At 73.4% G+C, this 11432-nt stretch carries 11 protein-coding genes; 8 read left to right on the top strand and 3 right to left on the bottom strand.

Annotated elements, in window-relative coordinates:
* On the bottom strand, positions 1-1098 hold a 1098-nt coding region (locus DVA66_RS10935), incomplete at its 3' end, for an MFS transporter (protein ID WP_198671668.1).
* Positions 1099-1192: 94 nt separating this feature from the next.
* Positions 1193-1342, bottom strand: a complete 150-nt coding sequence (locus DVA66_RS21275; protein WP_198671667.1) for a hypothetical protein — start codon at positions 1340-1342, stop codon at positions 1193-1195.
* Between the two features lie 180 nt (positions 1343-1522).
* Here DVA66_RS21275 and DVA66_RS10930 point away from each other — a divergent pair, with 180 nt between their 5' ends.
* The 7 genes from DVA66_RS10930 (at position 1523) to DVA66_RS10900 (ending at position 8142) form a co-directional block, all read left to right on the top strand.
* Positions 1523-2569, top strand: a complete 1047-nt coding sequence (locus DVA66_RS10930) for an iron-siderophore ABC transporter substrate-binding protein (RefSeq protein WP_114560116.1) — start codon at positions 1523-1525, stop codon at positions 2567-2569.
* Positions 2566-3621, top strand: coding sequence for a FecCD family ABC transporter permease (locus tag DVA66_RS10925; RefSeq protein WP_198671666.1), 1056 nt, complete (start codon positions 2566-2568; stop codon positions 3619-3621). Before DVA66_RS10930 ends, DVA66_RS10925 begins: the two co-directional genes overlap by 4 nt.
* Positions 3618-4727, top strand: a complete 1110-nt coding sequence (locus DVA66_RS10920) for a FecCD family ABC transporter permease (protein WP_232821900.1) — start codon at positions 3618-3620, stop codon at positions 4725-4727. Before DVA66_RS10925 ends, DVA66_RS10920 begins: the two co-directional genes overlap by 4 nt.
* Complete coding sequence (locus tag DVA66_RS10915; RefSeq protein ID WP_408608905.1) at positions 4724-5581, top strand: ABC transporter ATP-binding protein; 858 nt, start codon at positions 4724-4726, stop codon at positions 5579-5581. Before DVA66_RS10920 ends, DVA66_RS10915 begins: the two co-directional genes overlap by 4 nt.
* Positions 5582-5649: 68 nt before the next feature.
* A complete protein-coding gene (locus tag DVA66_RS10910) occupies positions 5650-6195 on the top strand; it encodes a hemerythrin domain-containing protein (protein ID WP_114560113.1) in 546 nt (181 codons plus the stop codon).
* A 51-nt stretch (positions 6196-6246) separates the two neighbouring features.
* Positions 6247-7179 (top strand): PfkB family carbohydrate kinase, encoded by a 933-nt coding sequence (locus DVA66_RS10905; RefSeq protein ID WP_114560112.1) that lies wholly within the window; start codon positions 6247-6249, stop codon positions 7177-7179.
* Positions 7180-7344: 165 nt separating this feature from the next.
* On the top strand, positions 7345-8142 hold the full coding sequence (locus tag DVA66_RS10900; protein ID WP_157973952.1) for a sigma-70 family RNA polymerase sigma factor: 798 nt from the start codon (positions 7345-7347) through the stop codon (positions 8140-8142).
* Here DVA66_RS10900 and DVA66_RS21270 read toward each other — a convergent pair.
* A complete protein-coding gene (locus DVA66_RS21270; RefSeq protein WP_198671665.1) occupies positions 8139-8864 on the bottom strand; it encodes a GAF and ANTAR domain-containing protein in 726 nt (241 codons plus the stop codon). The two genes, DVA66_RS10900 and DVA66_RS21270, sit on opposite strands and share 4 nt — an antisense overlap.
* Positions 8865-9317: 453 nt before the next feature.
* Between DVA66_RS21270 and DVA66_RS10890 the strand changes: the two genes are divergently transcribed.
* Positions 9318-11333, top strand: a complete 2016-nt coding sequence (locus DVA66_RS10890; RefSeq protein WP_114560109.1) for a PhoX family protein — start codon at positions 9318-9320, stop codon at positions 11331-11333.
* The last annotated feature ends 99 nt before the right edge of the window (positions 11334-11432 follow it).

Below are 11432 nucleotides of genomic sequence, written 5' to 3'. Positions count from 1 at the left end.
CCCGACGGGGACGAGCGCGGCCAGCAGCGCGGGCAGGCTGTCGCTGCGCTCGGCCGCCGCGACCAGGGCCAACCCGCAGGCGGCGACCGCCAGCCCGACGGCGATGGCCCGTCCCGGGCCGAGCCGGCGCAGCGCCAGCCCGACCACGGTGACCACGACGATCGAGGACAGCGTGGCCGGCAGCTCGGCCAGCCCGGCGAGCAGCGGCCGCAGCCCCCGCGCCAGCTGCAGGTACTGGGAGAAGAAGAACAGCAGGCCGGTCAGCGCGAAGACAGCGATGAAGTTCGCCAGCACCGCCCCGGTGAAGGCGCGGGAGGCGAAGAGGGTGACGTCGATCATCGGGGCCGTCGAGCGCCGCTGGCGCGACACGAAGAGGACGGCGCCGACGGCCCCGACCAGCAGGCAGCCGAGCGTCACGGCGTCCAGCCCCGCGGAGACGGCGTGCTTCACCGCGTAGACCAGTGGCACCACCATCGTCATCGACAGGGCCGCCGAGAGCGGGTCGAAACGTCCCGGGGAGGGGTCGCGGCTCTCCGGCAGCAACGCCGCGCCGGCGACCAGCAGCACCAGCACCACGGGGACGTTGATGAGGAACACCGAGCCCCACCAGAAGTGCTCCAGCAGCACCCCGCCGACCAGCGGGCCGAGCGCGATCCCGCCGCCGGAGGCCGCCGACCAGATCGCGATGGCCCGCGTCCGCTCCACCGGCTCGGGGAACAGGTGGCGGATGATCGACAGGGTGGACGGCATGATCGTCGCCCCGGCCACCCCCAGCAGCAACCGGGCCATGATGAGCATCTCGGCGCCGGTCGAGAAGGCGGCCAGCAGCGAGGCCGCACCGAACGCGGCGGCGCCGGTCAGCAGCAGCCGCCTGCGCCCCACCCGGTCGGCCACCGTGCCCATCGTGACGAGCAGCCCCGCCAGCGCGAGGGAGTAGATGTCGCCGATCCACAGCACCTGGCTCGCGCTGGGCGCCAGGTCGCGGGTCAGCGAGGGGACGGCGAGGTAGAGCACCGTCCCGTCGATGGCCAGCAGGAGCACCGCTCCCACCAGCACGGACAGGGCGGCCCACCGGTTGCGGGGAGGCGTCGAGGTCACGGCTTTACTGTACCGACTGGTCAGTACAGTTCAACCGTCCGGACACGGCAGCGCCGGCCACCCCGGGTGGGGCGGCCGGCGCGCGGCAGGAGGGTCAGCGGCGGCGCGACTTCATCAGCCGGTCGACGCCCTCCTTGATCTTGCGCTGGTTCTCCGGCTTGCGCAGCTCGCGCTCCGCCACCTGGAAGACCTTCGCGACCACGGCGGTCTTGACCGCGCCCTTGAACAGAGAGCCGATGCCCATGTCGTTTCCCCTCCTGTCGTCGAGTCCTCCCAGTCAAGCAGGCCCTGCCAACGAGAGCGGCGGTGGACGCCGTTGCACTTGGGGCTGAGGTGCGCCTAGCCTAAGCAAGCCTTGCCTAACCGGCGGGCCTCTCGGTCGGCGTCGACCGGCTTCCCAGCGGATCCCTGAAGTGGAGAACTCGTGCGTTCACCTCGCCTCCTCGCCGCCGCCGTGGCGACGGCCGTCCTCGGCCTCGCCGCCTGCGGCACCACCGGCACCGCCGCCCCCGAGCAGGGGTCGGAGACCGCGCCTCCGCCGGCCGCTGCCGAGCAGGGCTACCCGCTCACCGTGGAGCACGCGCTGGGCACCACCGTGCTGGAGGCGAAGCCCGAGCGGGTCGCCACCGTCAACTGGGCCAACCACGAGGTGCCGCTGGCCCTCGGCGTGGTGCCGGTCGGGATGGCCGCTGCCAACTTCGGCGACGACGACGGCGACGGCGTGCTGCCCTGGGTGGAGGAGAAGCTCACCGAGCTCGGCGCGGAGACCCCGGTGCTGTTCGACGAGACCGACGGGGTCGACTTCGAGGCGGTGGCCGACACCCAGCCCGACGTCATCCTGGCCGGCTACTCCGGGCTGACCGAGCAGGACTACGACACCCTCAGCGAGATCGCCCCGGTGGTCGCCTACCCCGAGGCCCCCTGGGCCACCAGCTGGCGCGACACCATCCTCGTCAACAGCGCCGGGATGGGCATGGCCAGCGAGGGCGAGCAGCTGGTGGCCGACCTCGAGGCCGAGATCGACGCCGTCGCCGCCGACCACCCGCAGCTGGCCGGGAAGCGGACGATGTTCCTCACCCACCTCGACCCCAACGACCTCAGCGAGGTGAGCTTCTACAGCGCCAAGGACACCCGGGCCGCCTTCTTCGAGGACCTGGGGATGGCCACGCCGCCCAGCATCGCCGAGCTCTCCGCGCAGAGCGACAGCTTCTCCGGCTCGGTCAGCGCCGAGCAGATCGACCAGTTCTCCGACGTCGACATCATCGTCACCTACGCCGACGACCTGGTGGTGGAGGAGCTACGCGCCGACCCGCTGCTGGCCCAGATGCCGGCGATCGCCAACGACGCCATCGTGGCCCTGCCGAACACCGACCCGCTCGGCACCGCCGCCAACCCGACCCCGCTGGCGATCTCCTGGGTGCTGCAGGACTACGCCGACCTGCTCGCCGAGGCCGCCGACAAGTCCCAGTGACCTCCACCGCCACCCGCACCGCACCCGCTCCCGCCGCGGACGTCGACCCGGTCCGACGCCCGCGGCGGCGGCGTGCGCTGTGGGCGCTGGCGGTGGTGGTCGTGCTGGCCGGGCTGGTGCTGCTGTCGGTGGCCGTCGGGTCGCGGGTGGTCGGCCTCTCCGACGTCCTCGCCGGGTTGCAGGGCTCGACGTCGACCATCGGTGAGGCGGCGGTCGCCCAGCGCGTGCCCCGGACCCTGCTCGCGGTGGCCGTCGGTGGCGCGCTCGGCCTGTCGGGGGCGGTGATGCAGGGCGTCACCCGCAACCCGCTGGCCGACCCGGGCATCCTCGGCGTCAACACCGGCGCCTCGCTGGCCGTCGTGACGGCCGTGGCCACGGTGGGGCTGAGCACCGCGACCGGCTACATCTGGGCCGCCATCGCCGGGGCGGCGGTGACCGCGGTGTTCGTCTACGCCGTCGGCTCGCTGGGCCGGGGTGGGGCGACCCCGCTCAAGCTGGCCCTGGCCGGGGCCGCCACCTCGGCGGCGCTGTCCTCCTTCATCACCGCGGTGGTGCTGCCCCGCAACGACATCGCCGGCGGGCTGCGGTCCTGGCAGATCGGCGGGGTCGGCGGGGCCTCCTACGAGAGCACCGCCCAGGTGCTGCCCTTCCTGCTCTGCGGGGTCGTCATCAGCCTGCTCTCCGCGCGCCGGCTCAACTCCCTCGCCCTCGGCGACGACGTCGCGGCCGGGCTCGGCGAGCGGGTGGCGGTGGCGCGGGCGGTCGCCGCGCTCGGGGCGGTGCTGCTCTGCGGTGCCGCCACCGCGGTGGCCGGACCGATCGGCTTCGTCGGGCTGGTCGTGCCCCACCTGTGCCGGCTGCTGGTCGGCCCCGACCACCGTTGGCTGCTGCCGTTCTCCACCCTGACCGGGGCCTGCCTGCTGCTGGCGGCCGACGTGCTCGGCCGGGTGGTGGCCCGTCCCACCGAGGTCGACGTCGGCATCATCACCGCGCTGGTCGGCGCGCCCTTCTTCATCGCCATCGTCCGCCGCCGCACGGTGCGTGCGCTGTGACCGGGCCCGGTGCCAGCACCACCCCGGCCGCGCTGCCGACCCGGGCGGAGGAACCGGACGGCTACGGTGCCGTGCCCCTCGAGACGGTCGTCGCCGTCGCCCGCGGCCGGGTCCGCCGGACCGCCCGCCGCCGGGTGGTGCTGGTCGTGCTCGCCCTGCTGGTGCTGGCCGTGTTCGCCACCAGCCTGGTGGTCGGACGCACCGTCTACCCACCGCTCGACGTGCTGCGGGTGGTGCTGGGTGAGGACGTCCAGGGCGCCAGCTTCACCGTCGGGCGGCTGCGGCTGCCCCGGGCGGTGCTCGCGGTGGTGGTCGGGCTCAGCTTCGGCCTGGGCGGCGTGACCTTCCAGACCATGCTGCGCAACCCGCTGGCCAGCCCGGATGTCATCGGCATCAGCTCCGGCGCCAGCGCGGCCGCCGCCTTCGCCATCGTGGTGCTCGGGCTCAGCGGGCCGAGCGTCTCGCTGGTGGCCATCGTCGCCGCGCTCGCCGTGGCGCTGCTGGTCTACGGGCTGGCCTTCCGCGGCGGGGTGGCCGGCACCCGGCTGATCCTCGTCGGCATCGGCATCGCCGCGATGCTGGAGAGCGTCACCGCCTACGTGCTCTCCCGCGCCGCGGAGTGGGACCTGCAGGAGGCCGTCCGCTGGCTGGCCGGCAGCCTCAACGGCACCGACTGGTCGGAGGTGCTGCCCGCCACCGCCGCGCTGGTCGTGTGCGGGGCGGTGCTGCTCAGCCGCACCCGGGCGCTGGGGGCGCTGCAGCTCGGCGACGACACCGCGGCCGCGCTCGGGGTGCGGGTCGAGCCCACCCGGATCCTGCTCATCGTCGCCGCCGTCGGGCTGATCGCCTTCGCCACCGCCGCGGCCGGACCGATCGCCTTCGTCGCCTTCCTCGCCGGCCCGATCGCGGCCCGGGTGGTCGGCACCAACGGCTCGCTGCTGCTGCCCGCCGGGCTGGTCGGTGCGCTGCTGGTGCTGGTGGCCGACCTCTGCGGGCAGTTCCTGCTCGGCACCCGCTACCCCGTCGGCGTCGTCACCGGGGTGCTCGGCGCGCCCTACCTCATCTACCTGATCGTCCGGACCAACCGCGCGGGAGGATCGTTGTGAGTCATCCACACGTCGTGCACGGCGGCCCCGCGGGCCCCGCCGCCGACCACACCCTCGAGGTGCTGGAGCTGACCGTCGGCTACGGCGAGCGGACCGTCATCTCCGGGCTCGACCTCATCGTCCCGCCGGGACGGATCACCGCCATCGTCGGTCCCAACGCCTGCGGCAAGTCGACCCTGCTGCGGTCGATGTCGCGACTGCTCGGCCCGCGTGCCGGCCGGGTGCTGCTGGACGGCCGGGCGATCCACAAGATGCCGGCCAAGGAGGTGGCCCGCACCCTCGGGCTGCTGCCGCAGTCGCCGGTGGCCCCGGAGGGGATCACCGTCGCCGACCTGGTCGGACGTGGCCGGCACCCGCACCAGGGCGTGCTCTCGCGCTGGTCGCACGCCGACGACGTCGCGGTGGCCGAGGCGCTGCTGGCCACCGACACCACCGCGCTGGCCGAGCGTCCGGTCGACGAGCTCTCCGGCGGGCAGCGCCAGCGGGTCTGGATCGCGATGGCACTGGCCCAGCAGACCGACCTGCTGCTGCTCGACGAGCCGACCACCTTCCTCGACGTCAGCCACCAGGTCGAGGTGCTCGACCTGCTCACCGACCTCAACCACGCCCGCGGGACCACCGTCGTCATGGTGCTGCACGACCTCAACCTGGCCGCCCGCTACGCCGACCACCTGATCGCGCTCACCGAGGGCCGGCTGCACGCGGCCGGGTCGCCGGCCGAGGTGCTCACCGAGGACGCGGTCCGCACGGTCTTCGGCCTGGAGAGCCGGGTCATCACCGACCCCACCTGCGGCAAACCGCTGATGCTGCCGATCGGGCGCCACCACAGCGCCCCCGCCGTCCGGACCGCCTGAGAGCCCGTCCGCGAGCACGTCCGGCCCCCGCCGCGGGGCGTGTCGGCGCGACCGGGCATGCTGGCCCCATGGCTACTCCCATCGACCTCGGCCGCCCGGTCTCCGGTGACGTCGTCGAGCTGATCCTCAACGACCACCGCCTCTTCGAGACCCTGCTGCGCGACCTGCGTGACGCCTCCTCCGACCGCGACGCCGTCCGGCGCGCCTTCTCCCAGCTGCACGTGGCGCACGCCCTGGCCGAGGAGGAGCACGTCTACCCGCGGCTGCGGCGGCGCGAGGCGATCGGCGAGCACGAGGCCGAGCACGGCGAGGAGGAGCACGCCGAGGGCAACGAGGCGCTGCTGGCGGTGCTGGAGCTGGAGACCACCGAGGGCGAGGAGTTCGACGACGCGGTCGAGGAGCTGGCCACGACGATCAACCACCACCTCACCGAGGAGGAGCTGACCATCCTCAACCCCGCCCGCGAGGAGGTCTCCGAGCGTGAGCGCAACGAGCTGGGCGAGACCTTCGCGACCGCCCGCAACCAGCTGATCGAGGACGGCTGCGGCAGCCTCGAGCACGTCCGCCAGCTGGTGGCCGACGCCCGGGAGCGGGGTGTCCTGGAAAGCGACTGAACCCGCGACACCGGCTGTTTCACCAGCCGGTGCAGTGGGAACCGCACGGGCATGAGCACCGCGGTACTGGGTCAGATCGCCCGCGACCTGGTCCTGCTCACCGACACCGTGCCCGGCCCGGGCGGGACGGTCGACGTGCACCGTCGGCTGGAGCTGCTGGGCGGCAAGGGGGCGAACATCGCGGTCACCCTGGCCCAGCTCGGCGCCCGCCCGATCCTGGTCGGGGTGGTCGGCGACGACGTGACCGGCTCCCGGCTGGTGGAGCGCTGCGTCGAGGACGGCATCGACGTCCGGGGGGTGCGGCGCCGCCGCGGCACCGAGTCGGCGCTGATGGTCGACATCGTCACCGACGACGGGCAGCACCGCTACCTCGAGCACGTCCCGCCCGCGACCCTGCTCACCGGGGACGACCTGGACCCGGTCGGCGGGCTGGTCGAGGAGTGCGACAGCGCCGTCCTGCAGCTTCAGCAGCCGGCCCCGGTGGTGCGTTGCGCGCTGGGCATGCTCCGTGCCCGCGGGGCGCTGGTGGTGCTCGACGGCGTGCTCCAGGACGAGAACCACCGCGAGCCGGTGGTGGCGGGGGCCGATGTGGTCCGGATGGACGCCCGGGAGGCCGAGCTGTGGGCCGGCCGGCGCATCCGCGACCCCGAGGACGCCGCCCGGGTGGCCGCGGAGGTGCTCCGGCTCGGGCCCGGGCTGGTGGTGCTGGCCGTCGGCGACCAGGGCGACGTCGTGGTGACCCCGCAGGAGAGGTTGCTGCTGCCGCAGGTCGACACCCCGGTGGTCGACACCACCGGTGCCGGGGACGCCTTCGTCGGCACCCTGACCTGGGCGCTCACCTCGGGCCGCGGCCCGGTGGAGGCGGCCCTCCGGGGGTGCGCGGCCGCCGCCCTGACGGTGGGACGTCCGGGCGGGCGACCGGCGCTGAGCCCGGGCGCGGTCGAGGAGCTGGCGGCCACGATCACCCCGTTGCCGCTGGGCTGAGGCCGCTCCCGACGTGCGGCGCCGGCGCCCATCTGGCCGGCCGCCTTGTGCCCTGCGCCCGGACGTGTGACAGTGGAGGTGGCCAAGAAGCGCGCCGACCAACGCAGTGCGATGGAAGGACTTCTCATGGTCAGCAGTGCGTCCGCATCCCTCTCGACGGGGGCCGTGGCCCCCCTCCAGCCCCCCTCGGTCAACCGAGATCCCTCGGCCGTCGCCGAGGAGACCACCCGGCTCTTCGAGCTGATCGGCACCGGCGAGCTCGACCGCGACGAGCTCATCGAGCAGGTCGTGGTGCTCAACCTCCCGCTCGCCGACTCCCTCGCCCGCCGCTTCCGGCACCGGGGCGAGGAGGACGACGACCTCACCCAGGTGGCCCGCTCCGGGCTCACCGAGGCCGCCCACCGCTACCAGCCCGATCGCGGGCCGTTCGCCAGCTTCGCGGTGCCGACCATCCTCGGCGTCCTCAAGCGGCACTTCCGCGACAAGGGCTGGACGGTCCGACCGCCCCGCCACCAGCAGGAGGTGGCGATGTCGATGCGCCAGGCCTGGCCCGAGCTCACGCAGACCCTGCACGCCGAGCCCACCGACGTCCAGCTCGCCGAGTACATCGGGGAGACCGAGGCGGACGTCCGCGCCGCCCGGCTGGCCGAGCACGGCTACCGGCCGGTGGCCCTCGACATCAGCCCCACCGAGGGCCTGCACGCCGAGTCCGACGACGAGCCGCAGGTGCTGGCCGCCGAGGCCCGGCTGCTGGTCGAGGAGGCCATGCACCACCTCGACGAGGACGAGCAGCGGCTGCTCCGGATGCGCTTCTACCAGGGGCGCACCCAGAGCGACATCGCCGGTGAGCTCGGCGTCAGCCAGATGCAGGTCTCCCGGCTGCTCAGCCGGGTGATGACCAAGCTGCGCGGCGTGATCGGACCCCTGGAGGCGCCGGCGGCCGACGACGGCGTCCTCAACTAGCCGCGGGCCGGACCCGGGCCACCGCCCGGGTCCGGACGGTCCGTCGGCAGCTGGCGGGTGCGGACCAGCTCCTCGGCGAGCAGCGCCAGCTTGCAGTTCATCTGCTGGGAGGTCCGCCGCAGGTAGTCGAAGGCCTGCTCGGCACTGATCCCCAGCCGCTCCATCAAGATGCCCTGGGCCTGGCCGATGGTGGTCCGGCTGACCATCGCCGCACCGCGCTGGTCGATCTCGCGGCCCGCGGCCAGGGACATCGCGATCTGCGTCGCGAGCGCGAGCGCCACCTCGATGTCCTGACCGTCGAATCCGTCGACGGTGTCACCGTAGAGGTTGAGCGCGCCGTAGGCGTCGTGCTGGTCGTAGATCAGCACCGACAGCATGCTGCGGGTGCCGAGCTCGGCCGCCGCCCGCGGGCTCCACGCCGGCCAACGGGTCTCGGCGGTGAGGTCCTGGCTCAGCACCGTCTTCTGGTCGCGGACCGCCTGCAGGCACGGGCCCTGCCCGGTCTCGTACTGCAGTGCGTCGCCGCGGACCACGACCTCGTCCGTGGCCGCGCCGGTGAACACCCGCCCGTCGCGGACCACGGTCACCCCGGCGTGGTCGCAGCCCTCGATCAGCTCGACGGCGAGGCGCACGCCGGTGCGCACCCGCTCGGACTCGTCGAGCCGGGCGTGCAGCTCGCGTGCGGCCCGGGCCAGACCGCGCAGATCAGCCCTCCGCTTCACCGGCGGGCTCCACGGCGGCCGGGATGCAGGGAGGTGGTGGTCGGCGCGGCGGGAGCGCGTCCGGGGCCCGGCAGCAGCAGGTCGTGCTGGCGGGCAGAAGTGGTGGCGGGGATCACCCGTGGCAACTCCTGTGGTGGCCGGCCGCGAAGGGCCGATTCTTGACCCGGGTGGCCTGGACGCCGACGGCGTCGCCGGGGTGGAGTGTAGTCGGCGGAACCAGCGTCCAACCCTCGTCGGCGGTCCGCTGCCACCCCGGCGTGTCGGCGGCCGGGCCCGGACAAATCCGCGCACCGGGCATGACGAAATACCGCCCACCCCAGAGGTTGCGGGCTCGGTTCGACCCAGGTCACCGGCTGTTCATCTTCCGCTCGTTGGCTGGTCCGCGTCCGAACGCCCGCCCCTCGGCCATCTGGCGGGGGCTGATCCGAGGAGATCCCTGTGCAGCTTCTTCCCATGGCTGGGCAGACGCACGGCAACCGCAGCGCCGTGACCTGCCACCTGAAGTGTGACTCGGCGTGCGCCGCGCCGGTGCCGAACCAGAGCACCGAGCCGTCCTTCCGCGACATCGCCGCCACCGCGCTCAGCCGCCGCTCCGTCCTGCTCGGCGGCGGCGCCGTCGCCGCCTCCGCCGCCGTGCCGCTGAGCTTCGCCGGGGCCGTGCCGGCCGCAGCGAAGGACAAGAACAACGGCAAGGCCAAGGGCAAGGCCAAGAAGGTGGCCGGTGGGCTGGCCTTCACCCCGATCGAGGCCGTCGACGCCGCCGAGGACGCCTTCACCGTGCCCGAGGAGTACGAGTGGACCGCGATCCTGCGCTGGGGCGACCCGCTGTTCGACGACTCGCCGCGCTTCGACCCGGAGAACCCGAGCGCTGAGGCCCAGGAGAAGCAGTTCGGCTACAACAACGACTACCTCGACATCCTCGTGGACGACGAGGACGGCACCCACGCGCTGCTGTGCTGCAACCACGAGTACACCAACCGGGCGATCATGTTCCCGCCGGACGCCGACCCCGAGGAGGTGACCCGCACGCTGATGGCCGCCCACGGCTTCGCCGTCGTCGAGCTGGAGCGCAAGCGTGCCGGTCGCCCGTGGCGCTACATCCAGGGCGCGCCCAAGAACCGCCGGATCACCGCCAGCACCCCCTTCGAGCTCACCGGCGCGGCCGCCGGCTCGGAGTGGATGGTCACCGCCGACGACCCCGAGGGCCGCACCGTCCTCGGCACCCTCGGCAACTGCGCCGGTGGCACCACCCCGTGGGGCACCATCCTGTCGGGTGAGGAGAACTTCAACGGCTACTTCAAGGCCGACCCGGACGCCCGCGGCGCCGCTCGCTACGGCCTGAACGACCGCGACTCGGTGTACGGCTTCGAGAGCGTCGACCCGCGCTTCGACGCCACCGGCGACGACTACCGCAACGAGCCGTACCGCTTCGGCTACATCGTCGAGATCGACCCGAGCGACCCCACCTCGACCCCGCGCAAGCACACCGCGATGGGCCGCTTCAAGCACGAGGGCGCCAACGTCCGGGTGGACGAGGACGGCACCGTCGCGGCCTACATGGGCGACGACGAGCGCTTCGACTACCTCTACAAGTTCGTCTCCAGCCGCAAGTTCATGGCCGGTGACTCGGCCGAGGCCAAGGCGAACAACATGCTGCTGCTGACCGAGGGCGATCTCTACGTGGCCCGCTTCAGCGGTCGCCAGCGCCCCGACAACGACAACCTGGGCCGGGGCATGTGGGTGCCGCTGGTCAAGGACGGTCGCTCCCGGGTGCCGCAGATGAGCGTCGAGGAGGTGCTGGTCTTCACCCGCGAGGCCGCCGACAAGATGCGCGCCACGCCGATGGACCGCTGCGAGGACGTCGAGCCCAGCCTCAAGACCGGCAAGGTCTACGTCGCCTGCACCAACAACACCAACCGCGGCACCGGCAGCAACCCCGACGCCGACGCCGCCAACCCGCGGAACCAGAACAAGGAGGGCCACGTCATCGAGCTGACCGAGAGCGGCAACAAGGCCGGGGCCACCTCCTTCGACTGGAACATCCTGCTGGTGTGCGGCATGCCCGACCAGGCCGGCACCTACTTCGCCGGCTGGGACGGCCCCGTCGCGCCGATCTCCTGCCCCGACAACGTGGCCTTCGACTCCGAGGGCACGCTGTGGATCTCCACCGACGGCCAGCCGGGCACCATCGGCCTGGCCGACGCCCTGCACCGGGTGCCGCTGGAGGGCGAGGAGCGCGGTCACGTCACCCAGTTCCTGGCGGTGCCGAACCAGGCCGAGACCTGCGGCCCGGTCATCCACGACCAGGACGGCAGCGTCTTCGTCGCCGTCCAGCACCCGGGTGAGGACGGCTCCTGGGAGGAGCAGAACTCCTTCTTCCCCGACTACGTGCCGGCCCAGCAGCGCCCCCGTCGTGGCGAGTGGCGCGGTCCGCGTCCGTCGGTGGTGCAGGTCACCAAGATCCGCTGAGGACCAGCTCGACCGCCGAGGGGCGGGTGCGGACCCCGGGGTCCGCGCCCGCCCCTCGGCGTCTTCGCCGTGCCCGCGTCGCCGGCGCTCGGCTAGCCT

The organism is Desertihabitans aurantiacus, from assembly GCF_003344635.1.
GTDB classification, from domain to species: domain Bacteria; phylum Actinomycetota; class Actinomycetes; order Propionibacteriales; family Propionibacteriaceae; genus Desertihabitans; species Desertihabitans aurantiacus.
This window is presented reverse-complemented; position numbering and strand designations above follow the sequence as displayed.

Excerpts from the sequence above, each read along its gene's own strand:
- DVA66_RS10905 (WP_114560112.1), top strand. The coding sequence starts at position 6,247 with ATGAGCACCGCGGTACTGGGTCAGATCGCCCGCGACCTGGTCCTGCTC.
- DVA66_RS10910 (WP_114560113.1), top strand. The coding sequence starts at position 5,650 with ATGGCTACTCCCATCGACCTCGGCCGCCCGGTCTCCGGTGACGTCGTC.
- DVA66_RS21275 (WP_198671667.1), bottom strand. The coding sequence starts at position 1,342 with ATGGGCATCGGCTCTCTGTTCAAGGGCGCGGTCAAGACCGCCGTGGTC.
- DVA66_RS10890 (WP_114560109.1), top strand. The coding sequence starts at position 9,318 with ATGGCTGGGCAGACGCACGGCAACCGCAGCGCCGTGACCTGCCACCTG.